Genomic DNA, 15397 nt, shown 5'->3' on the forward strand with positions numbered 1-15397 from the left:
CCGGTGCCGGGCCAGGGCACCGCCAGGACATCAGCCGGACATTCGTCCACCGGAACGTGCGCCCGCAGCCGTACTCACTACGGTCCGAGGACGGCTCAGCGAGCCCGCTTCAGCCACTCCCGGCCCGCGAGGACGACCGGCTCGGCCATGAACGCGAGCCCACTCTGAGGGTCGGACGCTGGCCCGGGTTGCGATGACCACGGCCTGAGGCACTCCGCGGTTGAAGGCGTAGAGCCGGTCAAGGTCGCTTTCTCCACATTTCTTCTCTGACGTATCCAAGGAAGAACAGGATCGCTACCGACCCGATGGCGAGTTCGACCACGAAGCTTGCCGATGAGCTCAGCTGGACATCTTGATACAGTCTCAGCAGCACCACCGCCGCGAGCGCCACGCCGCCGAACGCCAAATAAGCCGCACCGAGCACATGTGCCGCGAAGACGCCCGAGTGTTTGCGATAGAAGTCGCTCTCGCGAGTGAAAGCGATACTGGTTTCTGGTAATTCAAGCAGATTTCTCAGCTCCGACTCCAGTTCTCCCAGATACGCGTAGAGGGCTTTGAGGTATCTGGTTCGCTGGTAGACGAGGAAAACCAGCATGGCTATGACGCCCAGCAGCACACCATTGACCAGGGCGATGGGAAGGCTGTCCTGGATTGCGGCCGTCTGACCGCCTTCGCCTTGGACGCCTAACGCATTCGCTATGCCGATGACCAGGAGACTGCCTGCCTGCGATCGAGTGCTTATCACTGCCATGAAGCCGAGCATGCCGAGCATCGCCACGAACAGCCTGTTTCTCTCCCTCCAGTACTTGTAGGCGAGTTCGAAGGAGTGCTGATAGTGCTCTGCGATCAGGGTCGCGCTCGTGTCGTTTCCGATGTCGCGGTGATGAAGCCTTATCGTCGGCACATTCAGTCCTCTCAGAGCTCGTGACCCTTGAAGGATGACCTCGTAACCGTTCGAGCACGCGAAAGATCTTGCGCGTACCTCCCTGATGATCCTTCCCGCCGCAGGGCGGGCTGAAGACCTGAGCGAAGACGCGACGGACGGGCACCCACGTCCTGCCGTCCGGGATCGACCGCATGAGAAAGGCCGTCGACCGTGCCCCCAACGGGACGGTAGACGGCCTTTCTCAGTGCGTGAGTGCCCTCCGGCGGTGCCGGACGTGAACCGCCCTGGTCACCGCACTACGGGATCACACGTCGTAGTAGAGCTCGAACTCGTGCGGGTGCGGGCGCAGCCGGATCGGGTCGACCTCGTTCTCCCGCTTGTACGCGATCCACGTCTCGATCAGGTCGGGCGTGAACACGCCACCCTCAAGGAGATAGTCGTGGTCGGCCTCAAGGGCGTTGAGCACGTCGGTGAGCGAGCCCGGGACCTGCGGGACCTGGCGGGCCTCCTCCGGCGGAAGCTCGTAGAGGTCCTTGTCGACCGGCTCCGGCGGCTCGATCTTGTTGCGGATGCCGTCGATGCCGGCCATCAGCATCGCCGAGAAGGCGAAGTACGGGTTGCACGACGGGTCCGGGACGCGGAACTCGATGCGCTTGGCCTTCGGGTTGGAGCCCGTGATCGGGATGCGGACGCACGCCGAGCGGTTGCGCTGGGAGTAGACCAGGTTGACCGGGGCCTCGTAGCCGGGGACCAGGCGGTGGTAGCTGTTGACCGTCGGGTTGGTGAAGGCCAGCAGCGACGGCGCGTGCTTGAGCAGGCCGCCGATGTAGTAGCGGGCGGTGTCGGACAGGCCCGCGTAGCCGACCTCGTCGTAGAAGAGCGGCGAGCCGTCCTTCCACAGCGACTGGTGGCAGTGCATGCCGGAACCGTTGTCACCGAAGATCGGCTTGGGCATGAACGTGACCGTGTGGCCGTATTCGAGCGCCGTGCTCTTGATGACGTACTTGTACAGCATCAGGTTGTCGGCGGTCTTGAGCAGCGTGCCGAACTTGAAGTCGATCTCGGCCTGCCCGGCCGTGCCGACCTCGTGGTGCTGCATCTCGACCTCGATGCCGGCCTCGATGAGGTTGCGCACCATCTCCGAGCGCAGGTCGGTGAAGTGGTCCATCGGCGGGACCGGGAAGTAGCCGCCCTTGTAGCGCGGCTTGTAGCCCAGGTTGCCGCCCTCGGTCGCCTTGCCGGTGTTCCAGGCGCCCTCGATGGAGTCGATGTAGTAATAGCCGGCGTTCTGCTTCGTCTCGAAGCGCACGTCGTCGAAGATGTAGAACTCGGCCTCAGGGCCGAAGTAGACCGTGTCGGCGATGCCCGTGCCCTTGAGGTATTCCTCGGCCTTGCGGGCGACGTTGCGCGGGTCGCGGCTGTAGGCCTCGCCGGTCAGCGGGTCGTGCACGAAGAAGTTGATGTTGAGCGTCTTGTGCTGACGGAACGGATCGATCACGGCGCTCGACGGGTCGGGCAGCAGAAGCATGTCGGACTCGTGGATCGCCTGGAATCCGCGGATCGACGAGCCGTCGAACATGAGTCCGTCGGTGAAGACGCTCGCGCTGAAGTTCTCTACCGGGAAGGTGAAGTGGTGCGTCGTCCCCGGCAGGTCGGTGAACCTGACATCGACGAACTGCACCCCTTCGTCACTGATGAACTTCAGGACGTCGTCGGCGGAGTTGAACACTCTCGAACCTCCCTGGGGACTGGCCATCATGCCGACGCTAGGGCGTGGCCGTTTCCGTATGGTGTCTCGATTGTTTCGCACGTGTTACGCGACGTCATGTGGCGTCCGTCGTCGTGCAGTCGTCCGATTGCGGCTGGTCCAGCGCGTACGGGTCCTGAGGCTTCCCCGTGGCCTGGACCTTGTCGGGCGGGGAATCGTCGAAATAGGGATGGACGAAACCGTCCTCCGTGTCGCAGCGCGCCGGCGTGACACTGGCACCCAGATCCTCCACCCAGGTGACGAGCCGGCCGTCCTGGCGGAACAGCTGGATCTCGCCGGTGACGTGCGCGACGACCCGCATCATGGTGAGCGCCCGGCCGGGGCGGTGCACCGCGTAGACGACGAGGTAGTTGAGCTTGACGCTCGCCCCCCGCAGGTCCTTCTCCTTGAACGTGCCCAGGCCGGCCCGGCCGTTCACCTTGATCACGTCGGTGGTGAGCTCGACGCTGCCGGGGGCGAAGCTGTGCACCATGTAGCGGGTGGCGTACTCCTTGTCCGCCAGGTTCTCGCGGAACCAGCCGCGCTGGTCGCGGTGCAGCAGCTTGGCGAAGGTCTCCGGCTTGCCGCCCAGCACGGTCTTCTTGTCCAGGTAGGCCGCCGCCAGCAGCTCACGCGTGCGTTCGAGCCCCGCGGCGACGTCCTTCTTCGTCAGCCCGCCGAGCGCCTTGGCCTCGGGCAGCGTGAACCCGGCGATCCCGTCGGCGTACTTCTCCGCGGGCGACCCGGCGAACGGGTGCGCCACGTCCACCGGCGCCAGCTCGAACGTGTCGCCCGGCAGCGGGCCCGAGGGGCTGAACAGATCGGGTCGCGTCGTGACCAGAACGGCGGCGGCGGTCAGCACGATCAAGATGCCGGCGCCCGCCGGCCAGGCCCGCCCGGCCCTGCGCCGTGGCCGCGGTGGCGGCGTGTCCCATCCGGGGCGGCCGGCGTCGCGGCGCCGGCCCGGCCGGCCGGGGAAGCGGACCTTGCCCTCGTTCGAGGCGCTCCTGGCGCCCTTCTTGGCCGACGAGCGCATCCGGCGCTGTTCGTCGGCGTCCATCTGCGAGACCAGCTCGTTGAAGCGCTGGTCAAGATCATCCCCGTGTGGCATGGCGAACATTCTGGCGTGGCTGTGACGCGGTTGGGTCACAATTCCGACCGGCCTCCCGGGCGGATACCGTTGAGGGCATGAGCAGCAACGAGCCTCGGTGGACGCAGACCTGGCTGGGCGGCGTGCGCGCCGCCGGAGTCGATCTCGGATACCCGGGAGAGCGCCTGGGGCTGCCCCAGGAGGGCAGCGGATCGGTGGCGGGCTGGGGACGCCGCATCGGCGCGCTCGTCATCGACTGGATGATCTGTACGTGGGTGGTCGTGCAGTTGCTGCTCAGGATCAACCCGGCCGAGTCGCCGTGGGCGCCGGTGGCCGTCTTCGCCGTGCAATACCTGCTGCTCATCGCGTTCATGGGCCAGACGTTCGGCCACCGGCTGATGGGCATCAGGGTCGCCGCGATGGACGGCGGTGACCCGCGGCTGCTGCCCGTGCTCGTGCGTACGGTGCTGCTGTGCCTGGCCGTGCCCGCGCTGATCTGGGACCGCGACCACCGCGGGGTGCACGATCGTGTGTCCAACACGATGGTCGTCCGCATGTGACCTGCTGACGGAAAAACCATACCTGGTTCATAAATGTACCCGGTATGGTTTAGGCTGTCCGCATGATGATGGCAGGGCTCAGGGAGCGGAAGAAGGAGCAGACCAGGCGGCGGATCGCCGAGGTGGCGCTGCGGCTGTTCGACGAGCGCGGCTACGACGCCGTGACCGTCAACGAGGTGGCCGAGGCGGCGGGGGTCGCCAAGGTCACGCTGTTCGCGTACTTCCCGTCCAAGGACTCCCTGGTGCTCGACGGCGTCAAGGAGGACACGGCCGCGATCGTGGCCGGGCGGGGCGAGCGTACGCCGCTCCAGGCCCTGCGCGAGCACTACCGGCGGATGGGCCGGCAGGACACCGGCGAGATCGACGTCGAGGGGCTGCTCACCCGGATCCGGGTGATCTCGGCCAGTCCCGCGCTGCTCGCCGGAGTCCACCAGGCGCACATGGGCCAGCGCGAGGAACTGGCCTGTGCGCTCGCCGAGGCGCTGCCGGAGCGAGGGCTCGCGCCCCGGCTCATGGCCGCGCAGATCACCGCCGCCATCACCACGCTGCAGGAGGCGTTCTTCCACCGGCTTTCCACGGGCGTGTCACTGGAGGAGGCGGGACGGCTGCTCGGCGAGGAGGTCGAGCTGGCCTTCGACCTCCTTGAGCACGGTTTCGCCACGCTAGAAGGAGATAAACGTGAAAAAGGGGATCAACTATGACGTCGGGATCCTGCCGGGAGAGGACAACTCCCGCAAGGTCTTCGACCCCGGCACCGTCGCCCGCGAGATGCGGCTGATCGCCACCGAGCTCCACTGCGACACCGTCCGGATCTCCGGCGCCGACCCCGCGCGCATCACCGTGGCCGCCGAGCACGCCGCCGCCGAAGGGCTGGAGGTCTGGTTCGCCCCGTTCCCCGTGGACCTCACGGAGGACGAGGCGCTGGCCGTCTTCACCGACTCCGCCGGGCGCGCCGAGGCCCTGCGCCGCTCCGGCGCCGAGGTCGTGCTGGTCACCGGCTGCGAGCTCACCGCGTTCTGCCAGGGGTTCATCGAGGGCGCGGGCTACCGCGACCGGCTCCAGGCGATGGTCGCGGGCGACGTGGCGTGGTGGACCACGCTCATGCAGGTCATGCCGCGCTTCAGCGGCTACATGGAGCGGGTGGCCGAAAGCGTGCGGCCGCTGTTCGGGGGGCGGCTGAGCTACGCCTCCGGCCCGTGGGAGCCCATCGACTGGGCCCCGTACGACATCGTCGGCGTGGACGCCTATCGCGCCGCGCACAACGCGCACGACTTCGCCGACGAGCTGCGCGCCCAGTTCAAGCACGGCAAGCCGGTCGCCGTCACCGAGTTCGGCACCTGCGCCTACCGGGGCGCGGGCGAGCGGGGGGGCATGGCGTGGGTGGTGCCCGACGGCGCCGTGCGCGACGAGGACGAGCAGGTCCGTTACTTCACCGAGCTGATGGACGTCTTCGAGCGGGAGGGCGTCGAGACCGCCCTGTGGTTCACGTTCGCCGCCTACAACCGCACCGGCCCGGCCGACCTCGGCTCGTACGGCGTGATCGAACTGGACGACGACGGCGGCTGGAGCCCGAAGAAGGTCTTCGGCACCATGGCCGCTAGATATTCGCGCAGCTGAAGATGGCCGTGCCGGGCAGGTGGCGGCCGCGCAGCGGGCTCCACCCGCCCCACACCCCCTCGTGGCCCTCGGGCCACTCGGGCTCCAGCAGCCCGGTGATCGTCAGGCCCGACGCCGCCAGCAGACCCACCCAGTCGCCCATCGTGCGATGGTGCTCGACGTAGGTCAGCGTGCCGCGCTCGTCGCGCTCCTCGTACGGGCCGCGGTCGAAGTAGGAACGGTCGGAGGTCAGCCCGCGCGGCCCTGGATCGTCGGGGAAGGCCCACCGGATCGGATGGCTCACCGAGAACACGAACCGGCCACCCGGCCGCAGCACCCTGCGCACCTCGCGGAAGACGGCCAGCGGATCGGCCACGAACGGCAGCGCGCCGTACGCGGAGCAGGCCACGTCGAAGCTCGCCGGCCCGAACGGCAGCGACTCGGCGTCGGCCTGCACCACCGGAACCCGCAGGCCGGTCGCGTCGTCGAGGCGCTGGGAGTGGCGCAATTGGCGGTGGGAGATGTCGAACGCCGCCGCCCGCGCCCCCTGCGACACCAGCCACCGCGCGCACTGCGCCGCGCCGCAGCCGATCTCCAGCACCCGCCGCCCGCGCACCTCGCCGAGCAGGCGCGCGGCGGCCTCGTCGAGGCCCTCGGGACCCCAGACGAAGCCGCTGTCACGCAGGAAACCGCCGTGCTCGACCTGGTAGTCGTCGGCGTTGCCGTCCCACCAGCCGCGGTTTGCCCGCGAGGAGGGCGACAGCACTAGCGCATCTTGGGGCCGCGCGGCATGCGGGCGCCCTTGGGCATCGGGCCCTTCGGCATCGGCATGTTGCGCGGCAGCGAACGCAGCCGGTCCTTCACCTCGTTGACCGACGGCTTCTTCAGGTTGCGCGGCAGCTTCATGATGTGGCGCTGCAGCTTGCCGAGCGGCACCTGGCCGTCGCCGTCACCGCACTGGACGTCGTAGATCTCGATGCCGAGCGCCACCCGCGAGATGCGCTTCTTCTCGGCCGTGAGCATCTTCGCCACCCGGTTGCCCGGCCCCTCGGACACCAGCACCACACCGGGATAGCCGACCACGAGGTGGACGATGTCCTGGTCACGGTTGACCGCGATGGCCGGGGTGACCTGCCAGTTGCCGCGCATGCCCTGCAGCACGGCCGCCGCCGCGCCGGTCTGGCCGTGCAGGATCGAGTATTGCGCCTTCTGCGCCAGCTGCCCGAACACCACCAGGCCGACGGTGAACGCGGCCAGGACGCCGATGAACACCGAATACCACAGGTAGTCCGTGACCAGGCCGATCACGACGACCACAGCCAGCGTGCCCACCGCCGAAAGGAAGACGATCGGCATCCCCTTGGGGTTGGCCTGCTTGATGATCTGCGCGACCATGCGGAGCTGCTTGAGACGCCCCGGCTTCTCTGGATCCTCGGACTTTGCCATGCTCAGAAGGATACAAACCAACTGGTGCAGGAGGGAAAACGCGCCCCGGCCGTTTTGCCCGTTGTGATTACATCTTCACCATTGCTGACCGCCGCCGTTCGCTGTCGGCGCGCGACGAGCCTGAACCGGACGCCGCGCCGGGCCGTCGATGGGCTCGCATCTCGTGCTCGACGGGCCGCGTCGCGCCGTCGACGAGCCCGCGTCACCACCCGTCATGCCGCCACGAAGAACTCCAGCACCTCGGGCACCAGCGCCTCAGGAGCCACATTGTGCGCCTGGCCCTCCAGCACCCGCCGCACGGCGCCCGGGATCACCTCCGCCACCGCCAGGCCCGCGTTCGCCATCCAGCGCGGGCTCAGGGCCCCGTTGAGCACGAGCGTTGGCCGCCTGATCCCGGACAGCCGCCCGGCCGGCAGCGCGTTGCCGGGACCGAGCACCGCGGCCTCGTAGACCAGCGTGCGGGCCATGGCCTCGGTCTGCGTCCAGAACGGGTGCGAGCGCATCGCGGCCACGTCGGCCGGCGCCACCTCGGCCGCCTCCACCATGAACCGCTCCACCGCCTCGCCGCGCCTGCCCGCCTCGACCAGCGCGCCGAGCTGCCGGGCGAAGTCGAGGGGGAGGGCGGGCGCGCCGTCGTCCACGTGGTACGGCGGCTCCCACACGGCCAGCTTGGCGATCGCCGGATTCACGGCCGCCGCCTCCAGCGCCAGCGCCACCCCCGACGACCCGCCGAACACCATGACCGACCCACCGGCCGCCCCGCTGACCGGCCCGCCGCCCGACCCATCGGCCGGCCCGCTGGCCGACCTACCGGCCGACCCGCCCGTGAGGTCGTCCGTGAGATCGTGCACCGCACGCTCGGCCGCGGCGGTCGCCGCGCCGCTGACCGCCGCCAGGTCCTCGATCTCCCGCTCCACCGCGTACGGCGCCGTGTCGCCGCTGTCCCCGCGCCCCCTCCGGTCGTAGGAGCACACCGTGAACCACCGGGCCAGGCCGTCCGCGATGGCGGTCATCAGCGGATGCCGCCGGTCCGCGAACGCCCCCTGGACCAGCACCACCGCCGGCCCCTCGCCACGGCGGTCGTACGCGATGACGGTGCCGTCCGCCGAGGTCACCCGGCCGGCTGAACCAGGCACAGCGCCTCCCAGTGGTGACCGTCGAGGTCGGCGAAGCCACGCTGGTAGCGGAAGCCCGCCTCCTGCTTCACCCCGGCCGGGGTGGCGCCGGCCGCCAGCGCCTTGTCGACCAGTTCGTCCACCTGCGCCGGGTTCTCCACCCCCAGCACCAGGATCGCCTCCGTGCTGCTGCCCGCGTCGGCTATCTCCTTGGTGGTGTACGCGGCGAACGTCGGCTCGGCCAGCAACATCACCTGCGTCTGCTCGCTGATGACCACCGAGGCCATGTCGTCGGCCATGCCGAACAGGGTGAAGCCCAGCTCGGTGAAGAACTTCTTCGACCGGTCGAGGTCCTTGACCGGCAGGTTGACGAAGAGCTGCATCTCCGGATCCCTTCTCGTCTGCGGAACGCCTCCAGTCTGCTGGGCACGCCCCCGGCCGGTCTTGCACCTGAGCGCCAGGCGAATTGACGTTCAGCGCACGAACCCGCCACGCGTCCGGGCGCGCGGGATCAGCGCAGCGCGGTGGTGGGCTCGTGGCTCATCGCGTGCGCGCGCCGGAACTCCGCGGGCGGCATCCCGTACGCGCGCCGGAACAACCTGCTGAAATGCGCCGAATCCGGTAACCCCCACCGAGCCCCCACAGCACTGACGGACTGGACGCCGCCTGTCAGCAGGTCGGCCCGGCAACGTTCGAGCCGGCGCTGCCGGATCCACGCGGCCACCGTCGTGTCCTCCGACTCGAACAGCCGGTGCAGGTAGCGCACCGAGATGTGGTGCGCGGCCGCGATCACCGCAGGATCGAGGTCGGTCTCGCCCAGGCGCTGCTCGATGAAGGCGCGCACGCGCAGCAGCAGCGTGCGCTGCCGGGAGTCGTCGGGCAACTCGACAGGCCGGGCGCGCTCCTGGTCGAGGCGCTCGGCGACGGCCGCGGCGACGACGTCCGTCACCACGGTCGACAGCCGCGCCGCGCTGGCATCGCGGTAGGTCTCGTGGTCGAGCGCCACCCGGCGCAGCAGCGGCACGGCCAGCGCGGCGGCGCCCGTCTCGGCCCCGATCGGCAGCGCGGCGAGCTCGGCCACCGCGGCGATCGGCAGGGCGAGCCGGTCGCGCGGGAAGCTGAACACCGCGAGCCGCACCTCCGAGTCGTAGCCCAGCTCGTAGGGGCGGGTGAAGTCGTAGATCGCGAACTCGCCCCGGCGGAGCACCGTACGGCGGCCGTCCTGCTCAAGGCGCGGGCTGCCGTCGAGGGCGAGCACCACCCGGTAGTGGTCGGGGTTGTCGCGGCGGATCAGGCCCGGCGTGCGGCGGACGCTGTGCGGGGTGGAGGTGTGGATCCGGCCGACGCCCACGGCGCCGAGCCGGCCGAACCCGATCTCGCCCCGGAGCGGCGCCTCGGCGTCGATGCGCAGGTCGAGCGGGCCGAGCGTGTCACAGACGACGCTCCGCCAGGCGTCGTGGCGACGCGCTCGCGGCAGGTCACTCGTGCGGATCAGAACGGCCATCGGCGGGGCGCCCTCCATCGGCTGGAGTGCCCATGCTAACGACGCCCTCCGACACTCCGGCACGCGCGCCTTACGCCCGAAAGCCCGTGAAGGCGCGGGCACGAAGAAGCCCCGGGGAGTGCGCCCCGGGGCTGCTCGGTGGTGCGGTCAGGCGGTCTGGCGGGCCGCGATGGCCTGCTGGTAGAGCCGCCCGGCCCGGTACGACGAGCGCACCAGCGGCCCGGACAGGACCCCGGCGAACCCGATGGCCTCGGCCTCGGCCTGCAACTCGACGAACTCCTCCGGCTTGACCCACCGCTCCACCGGGTGGTGGCGCGGCGTCGGCCGCAGGTATTGCGTGATGGTCAGCAGGTCGGTGCCGGCGTCGTGGAGGTCGCGCATGGCCTCGGAGATCTCTTCGCGCGTCTCGCCCATGCCCAGGATCAGGTTGGACTTGGTGACCAGCCCGGCCTCGCGGGCCGTGGTGATCACACCGAGCGAGCGCTCGTAGCGGAACGCGGGCCGGATGCGCTTGAAGATCCGCGGCACGGTCTCGACGTTGTGCGCGAACACCTCGGGCTTGCTGGAGAAGACCTCCTCCAGCTGGTCGCGATTGCCGTTGAAGTCGGGCACCAGCAGCTCGACGCCGCAGCCGGGCAGCAGCGCGTGGATCTGGCGCGCGGTCTCGGCGTACAGCCAGGCGCCGCCGTCGGGCAGGTCGTCGCGGGCCACGCCGGTCACGGTCGCGTACTTCAGGCCCATCTGCTGGACGGACTCGGCCACCCGGCGCGGCTCGTCGCGGTCGTATTCCTTCGGCTTGCCCGTGTCGATCTGGCAGAAGTCGCAGCGGCGGGTGCACTGGTCGCCGCCGATGAGGAAGGTCGCCTCGCGGTCTTCCCAGCACTCGTAGATATTGGGACAGCCCGCCTCTTCACAGACCGTGTGCAGGCCCTCCCGGCGCACGAGCGATTTCAGCTCGGTGTATTCGGGGCCCGTCTTCAGCTTGGTCTTGATCCACGGGGGCTTGCGCTCGATAGGGGTTTCGGCGTTACGCACCTCCAGGCGGAGGAGCTTTCGGCCTTCAGGGGCAACGGTCACATTCACAGCTTACGTCTCCCGCGGCGGCGGCCGGATGCAGGGTCGGGAAACACCCCTTCATCGGACCTTTCCCGGCCAGGCTCACGGAGAGCCGATGAGGCCGAAGCCGCGGATCGCGCGGGTGTAGTGGGCCAGCAGCTCCTCGTCGATCCGCTCCGAGTCGCGGGTGCCGAGCAGCTCGGAGTGCGGGGGAGAGTCGAGCACGCCGTCGTCGGTGAGCAGGAACCTGGACAGCGCGCTCCGCCTGATCGACGTCGCGCTCTCGCCGCGCAGCGCCGCCGCCTGCATGGGCGCCAGGTAGCCGGCGCCGGCCGCCAGCTCCTCCAGTTCGGCCAGCTCCCGCTCGGAGGCGACGCGCAGGGCCAGCGCCCGCTGCCTGGCCAGCGTACGGGCCTGGCCGGCCTGGACCAGGCGGGTCAGCGCGTACCGGATCAGCAGCACCGGGCCGCCGAGCACCCGCCCGATCAGGCGGCCGAGCGCGCCCGCCGCCTCGTACGTGGTGCCGGGATGGTCCATGGCGCCCAGCGTCGAGGCCGCGATCTTCGTCTGCGCCTCGTCCCTGACCCGCAGCGGCCCCGACGACCCCAGCAGCGCGTCCCGCCAGGACTCCAGCGTGGCCAGCGCCTCGCTCACCACCCGCTCGCCGCCCGTCGGCAGCCGCGCGTACGCCGCCGCGAGCAGCGCCACCCGCTGCTTGGGCGGCAGCGCCAGCCACAGCGGCAGCCCGATGACGAGGACGGGGGTCCGCGCCAGCCCGACGCGGTCATAGGCGGTGCTCGTGGCCAGGTCCCTGACCGCCACCTTCCTCGGTCGCGGCACGCCGACTCGCCCGGCCACGCGGTCCGCGACCGCGTACACCTGCGCGGCCTGCTCACGGTCGAGCACCTCGGCGTCGGCGGGCAGCGCGCCCAGGCGCGGCCGCAGCGCCCAGCCGATCGCCAGGCAGGCGCCGCCGAAGAGCCACGACCAGATGAAGCCGGGCGCCCGCGCGATGGCCACCACGCCCAGCGCGACGAACCCCAGCGTCAGCAGGTGCACCACGAGCGCGAGAACGAGAGCGAGGGCGCGCTTCACGGGCGCTTGGGGGTCACGGACGCGATGGGTCTCACGGACGGTCTCACGGACGGTCTCACGCGCGGTCTCATGCGCGGTCTGGCTGGGGGGCTCACGGGCGCGATGGTAAGCCGGGGACTGTCCTGTTTCCGCAGCGGTCAGGTGCCGATTCGGTCACCTGCGCAGCAGGTCCTCCTCGTGCAGGTCGAACAACTCCCTGCCGAGCGCCTCCGCCAGCCGCTTCTCCGCGATCGGCATGACCTCCTCGACCACGATGCGCCGGCCCGTCTCGGCCGACAGCGACGAGACGCCGACGCCGGGGATGCCGCACGGCGTGATGCGGTTGAACCAGCGCGGGTCGTTGGCGCAGTTGAGCGCGAACCCGTGCATGGTCACGCCCCGTGAGACGCGCAGCCCCACCGCGCCGAGCTGGCGGTCGGGCAGCCCGAGCACCGGGTCGCCGGCCGCCCAGACGCCGCCGCGGCCACGGACGCGCCGGGCGGTGACGCCGAAGTCGGCGCACACCTGGATCATCGTCTCCTCCAGGGCGCAGGCGTAGGCGACCACGTCGGTGATGGCCACGATCGGGTAGGCGACGAGCTGGCCTGGGCCGTGCCAGGTCAGGCGCCCGCCCCGGTCGACGTCGACGACGGGCGTGCCGTCGGAGGGCCGCTCGTGCGGGGCGGTGCGCTTGCCCGCGGTGTAGACGGGCGCGTGTTCCAGGATGAGGACGGTGTCGGTGAGCTCACCTGCGGCCCGCTTGCCGTGCACCCAGCGCTGCAGCGACCAGGCCTGCTCGTAGGGAACGTCGACACCGAGTCGGACGATGGCGAGTGCGTGGGGATCGTCCCCTTGGATGGGGCGCATGAGCCTATTGTGCCGTTCCCTCACCCTTGAAGGGTAATCAGGGGGTCAGCAACCGTGGTTCGATCCTGAACTCCTTTACCCTTCCTTCGCTCTCGCTCTCCACCTTGTACGCGTACGCTCCCGGCTCCACGCTCACCGCCTGGATGAACTCGGTGCCGACGTAGTGCAGCCCCACGCCCTCGTCGGCGGCGTAGCCCATGGGCAGCTCGCCGCTGGCCACGGAGTCGTGCAGGAGCTGCCTGCGCTGCGGGTCGGAGTCGTAGTGGACGCCGCACGAGTAGGGCAGCAGCGCCATGCCCTCGGCCCACACCCGCAGGTCGGGGCCGAAGGAGTCGGTGTTGCCGCCGACGTGCCAGCACAGCGCGCCGGCGCTCTGGCCCGACAGCACCACGCCGGACCGCCACGCCTCCTCGAACGCCTCGTCGAGCCCGTGCAGCCGCCACAGCGCCATGAGGTTGGCCACGCTGCCGCCGCTGACGTAGATGACGTCCTGGTCGAGCATCCAGGCCCGCGGGTCGGCCACGTTGGGCATCGGGAAGACCGTGAGGTGGCTCAGCTCGACGTCCCAGCCGGCGAACGCGCCGTACATCTTCAGCGTCCAGTCCGAGGAGTCGCCCATCGCCGTGGCCACCAGGCCCACCTTGGGACGGTCCTGACCGGTCAGGTCGAGGGCGTAGCGCAGCAGCGCGCTGGCCTCGATCTGGTTGTGGCGGCTGCTCGGGCGGAAGGACCCGCCCCCGATGGCGAGGATGTGTGATTGCCCTGACCGGGTCATGTCGGAGTTCTCCCAGCTGCTGAACGAGGATCGGGCACTAGATTACGGCGCGCAGGGCCTCGCCGAGACTCGTATGGGAGAAGGCGTGGCCGGCGGCGGTGAGCTTGGCGGGCACGACGCGGTGACTGGGCAGCAGGCCCTCGCGGGCGAACTCGCCGATGCCCGCGGCCAGCGCGAACGCCGGCACCGGGATCGGCATCGTGCCCCTGCGCAGGGTCTTTCCGAGTGTCCTGGTGAACTCGGCGTTGGTGACGGGCTCGGGGGAGGTGAAATTGACCGGCCCTTCGATTTCACGATCTTTCAGGACATGGAGGGCGGCTCTCACCCAGTCGTCCACCGTGATCCACGACCAGTACTGCTTGCCCGACCCCAGCGGCGCCCCCAGCCCCATCCGGAAGATCGGCAGGATCCGGCCGAGCGCGCCGCCGTCGCGGCTCAGCGCCAGCCCCGTGCGCGACTGCACGGTCCTGATCCCCGCCGTGCCGGCCCGCCCGGCCTCGTTCTCCCAGCGCTCGCACAGGTCGGCCAGGAACCCGCTGCCCCTGCCCCGGCTCTCGTCGATCACCTCGTCGCCGGTGTCGCCGTAGAAGTCCACGCCGGAGGCCGACAGGAGCACCTCAGGCGGCCTGGAGAGCTGCACGAGCGCGTCGACGAGCACCCGGGTGGCGTGCACCCGGCTGGTGACGAGCTCGCGCTTGTAGGCAGGGCTCCAGCGCCTGTCGCCGATCGGCGCTCCGGCCAGGTGCACGACCGCCTCGGCGCCCTCCAGCGCGGCCAGGTCGACGACCTGCTCGTCCGGCTGCCAGTAGGCCTCGTCGTCCTTCGCGGGAGTGCGGCGTACGAGCCGGACGACCTCCCGCCCGTCCGCCCGCAGAGCGGCTGTCAGCGCCGTCCCCAGCAGGCCCGACGCTCCGGTCACGATGATCGCCATGCCCTCACAGTACGCCGCGCCCCGCCGGATCGGCCGCCAGGACGCGCGCGCCCGCGACACCCATGCAGCGTTTCAGCAGAGAGTCCCAGACGAGCAGGCCCGAGCAGCGAAAGGCCGGGCCGGTCCCCGGAGGGACCGCCCGGCCGATCGAAGACCCCGCGTTAGGCGAGCCCGAGCTGCGCCTCGAAACGCCCCTCCTCCAGACGGCGCTTGACCGTCGTCAGGAAGCGGGCGGCGTCGGCGCCGTCGACCAGGCGGTGGTCGTAGGTCAGCGCCAGGTAGACCATCGAGCGCACCGCGATGACCTCGCCCTCGGCGGTGTCGATCACCACGGGCCGCTTCACCACGGCGCCGGTGCCGAGCATGCCGACCTGCGGCTGGTTGAGGATCGGGGTGTCGAACAGCGCGCCACGGCTGCCGGTGTTGGTCAGCGTGAACGTGCCGCCGGTGATCTCGTCGGGCGTGACCTTGTTGGCGCGGGTGCGCTCGGCCAGGTCGGCCGTCTTACGGGCCAGCCCGGCGAGGTTGAGGTCGCCCGCGTTCTTGATCACCGCCGCGATCAGGCCGCGCTCGGTGTCGACCGCGATGCCCAGGTGCTCGACGTCGAAGTACGTGACCTCCATGGTCTCGTTGTTGATCGTCGCGTTGAGCTTGGGGTGCTGCTTGAGCGCCTCGATGGCGGCCATCTCGAAGAACGGCATGAACGTCAGCTTGACGCCCTCGCGGCGCAGGAAGTCGGCCTTGGCCTGG

17 protein-coding genes are annotated in these 15397 nt (G+C 70.1%); 3 read left to right on the forward strand and 14 right to left on the reverse strand.

Features of this window, described 5'->3' with window-relative positions; genetic code table 11:
- Positions 1 to 238: 238 nt before the first annotated feature.
- From ABFX54_RS29315 to ABFX54_RS29325, 3 genes are all read right to left on the reverse strand, one after another.
- On the reverse strand, positions 239 to 904 hold the full coding sequence (locus ABFX54_RS29315; RefSeq protein ID WP_346109785.1) for a hypothetical protein: 666 nt from the start codon (positions 902 to 904) through the stop codon (positions 239 to 241).
- A 286-nt stretch (positions 905 to 1190) separates the two neighbouring features.
- Positions 1191 to 2615, reverse strand: a complete 1425-nt coding sequence (gene glnA, locus ABFX54_RS29320) for a type I glutamate--ammonia ligase (RefSeq protein WP_346109786.1) — start codon at positions 2613 to 2615, stop codon at positions 1191 to 1193.
- 94 nt (positions 2616 to 2709) lie between these two features.
- Positions 2710 to 3744, reverse strand: coding sequence for a hypothetical protein (locus ABFX54_RS29325; RefSeq protein ID WP_346109787.1), 1035 nt, complete (start codon positions 3742 to 3744; stop codon positions 2710 to 2712).
- A gap of 77 nt (positions 3745 to 3821) precedes the next feature.
- On the opposite strand from ABFX54_RS29325, the gene ABFX54_RS29330 reads away from it, so the two are divergent.
- The 3 genes from ABFX54_RS29330 (at position 3822) to ABFX54_RS29340 (ending at position 5900) form a co-directional block, all read left to right on the forward strand.
- Positions 3822 to 4283, forward strand: a complete 462-nt coding sequence (locus ABFX54_RS29330; protein WP_346109788.1) for an RDD family protein — start codon at positions 3822 to 3824, stop codon at positions 4281 to 4283.
- A 62-nt stretch (positions 4284 to 4345) separates the two neighbouring features.
- Entirely contained in the window at positions 4346 to 4984 is a 639-nt protein-coding gene (locus ABFX54_RS29335) for a TetR/AcrR family transcriptional regulator (protein WP_346109789.1), read from the forward strand.
- Positions 4962 to 5900: a glycoside hydrolase family 113 protein gene (locus ABFX54_RS29340; protein WP_346109790.1), complete on the forward strand. Its 939-nt coding sequence runs from the start codon at positions 4962 to 4964 to the stop codon at positions 5898 to 5900. The genes ABFX54_RS29335 and ABFX54_RS29340 overlap by 23 nt, the downstream gene beginning before the upstream one ends.
- On the opposite strand, the gene ABFX54_RS29345 is transcribed toward ABFX54_RS29340, so the two are convergent.
- The 11 genes from ABFX54_RS29345 to ABFX54_RS29395 all read right to left on the reverse strand — a co-directional run.
- Positions 5881 to 6645, reverse strand: a complete 765-nt coding sequence (locus ABFX54_RS29345; protein WP_346109791.1) for a class I SAM-dependent methyltransferase — start codon at positions 6643 to 6645, stop codon at positions 5881 to 5883. The genes ABFX54_RS29340 and ABFX54_RS29345 overlap by 20 nt on opposite strands.
- Complete coding sequence (locus ABFX54_RS29350) at positions 6645 to 7325, reverse strand: DUF4191 domain-containing protein (RefSeq protein ID WP_346109792.1); 681 nt, start codon at positions 7323 to 7325, stop codon at positions 6645 to 6647. Before ABFX54_RS29350 ends, ABFX54_RS29345 begins: the two co-directional genes overlap by 1 nt.
- 212 nt (positions 7326 to 7537) lie before the next feature.
- Positions 7538 to 8461, reverse strand: a complete 924-nt coding sequence (locus ABFX54_RS29355; protein ID WP_346109793.1) for an alpha/beta fold hydrolase — start codon at positions 8459 to 8461, stop codon at positions 7538 to 7540.
- Positions 8437 to 8823, reverse strand: a complete 387-nt coding sequence (locus tag ABFX54_RS29360) for a VOC family protein (RefSeq protein ID WP_346109794.1) — start codon at positions 8821 to 8823, stop codon at positions 8437 to 8439. The genes ABFX54_RS29355 and ABFX54_RS29360 overlap by 25 nt, the downstream gene beginning before the upstream one ends.
- Positions 8824 to 8951: 128 nt before the next feature.
- Positions 8952 to 9944 (reverse strand): AraC-like ligand-binding domain-containing protein, encoded by a 993-nt coding sequence (locus tag ABFX54_RS29365; RefSeq protein WP_346109795.1) that lies wholly within the window; start codon positions 9942 to 9944, stop codon positions 8952 to 8954.
- 147 nt (positions 9945 to 10091) lie between these two features.
- Positions 10092 to 11021: a lipoyl synthase gene (gene lipA / locus ABFX54_RS29370; RefSeq protein ID WP_346109796.1), complete on the reverse strand. Its 930-nt coding sequence runs from the start codon at positions 11019 to 11021 to the stop codon at positions 10092 to 10094.
- Positions 11022 to 11102: 81 nt separating this feature from the next.
- Complete coding sequence (locus ABFX54_RS29375; RefSeq protein WP_346109797.1) at positions 11103 to 12095, reverse strand: M48 family metalloprotease; 993 nt, start codon at positions 12093 to 12095, stop codon at positions 11103 to 11105.
- 153 nt (positions 12096 to 12248) lie between these two features.
- Positions 12249 to 12941 (reverse strand): lipoyl(octanoyl) transferase LipB, encoded by a 693-nt coding sequence (gene lipB / locus ABFX54_RS29380; RefSeq protein ID WP_346109798.1) that lies wholly within the window; start codon positions 12939 to 12941, stop codon positions 12249 to 12251.
- A gap of 37 nt (positions 12942 to 12978) precedes the next feature.
- The gene (locus ABFX54_RS29385) at positions 12979 to 13716 is read right to left on the reverse strand and encodes a Type 1 glutamine amidotransferase-like domain-containing protein (protein ID WP_346109799.1); all 738 of its coding nucleotides are present in this window, start codon (positions 13714 to 13716) and stop codon (positions 12979 to 12981) included.
- Between the two features lie 37 nt (positions 13717 to 13753).
- Positions 13754 to 14647 (reverse strand): TIGR01777 family oxidoreductase, encoded by an 894-nt coding sequence (locus tag ABFX54_RS29390; protein ID WP_346109800.1) that lies wholly within the window; start codon positions 14645 to 14647, stop codon positions 13754 to 13756.
- A gap of 161 nt (positions 14648 to 14808) precedes the next feature.
- On the reverse strand, positions 14809 to 15397 hold a 589-nt coding region (locus ABFX54_RS29395; protein WP_346109801.1), incomplete at its 5' end, for a 2-oxo acid dehydrogenase subunit E2.

Source organism: Nonomuraea maheshkhaliensis, from assembly GCF_039529435.1.
Taxonomy (GTDB): Bacteria; Actinomycetota; Actinomycetes; order Streptosporangiales; family Streptosporangiaceae; genus Nonomuraea; species Nonomuraea maheshkhaliensis.

Bases quoted from the DNA above. Each gene is read 5' to 3' on its own strand.
- ABFX54_RS29325 (WP_346109787.1), bottom strand. From the start codon at position 3,744: ATGCCACACGGGGATGATCTTGACCAGCGCTTCAACGAGCTGGTCTCG.
- ABFX54_RS29330 (WP_346109788.1), top strand. From the start codon at position 3,822: ATGAGCAGCAACGAGCCTCGGTGGACGCAGACCTGGCTGGGCGGCGTG.
- ABFX54_RS29335 (WP_346109789.1), top strand. From the start codon at position 4,346: ATGATGATGGCAGGGCTCAGGGAGCGGAAGAAGGAGCAGACCAGGCGG.
- ABFX54_RS29350 (WP_346109792.1), bottom strand. From the start codon at position 7,325: ATGGCAAAGTCCGAGGATCCAGAGAAGCCGGGGCGTCTCAAGCAGCTC.
- ABFX54_RS29360 (WP_346109794.1), bottom strand. From the start codon at position 8,823: ATGCAGCTCTTCGTCAACCTGCCGGTCAAGGACCTCGACCGGTCGAAG.
- ABFX54_RS29365 (WP_346109795.1), bottom strand. From the start codon at position 9,944: ATGGCCGTTCTGATCCGCACGAGTGACCTGCCGCGAGCGCGTCGCCAC.
- lipB (WP_346109798.1), bottom strand. From the start codon at position 12,941: ATGCGCCCCATCCAAGGGGACGATCCCCACGCACTCGCCATCGTCCGA.
- ABFX54_RS29385 (WP_346109799.1), bottom strand. From the start codon at position 13,716: ATGACCCGGTCAGGGCAATCACACATCCTCGCCATCGGGGGCGGGTCC.
- ABFX54_RS29390 (WP_346109800.1), bottom strand. From the start codon at position 14,647: ATGGCGATCATCGTGACCGGAGCGTCGGGCCTGCTGGGGACGGCGCTG.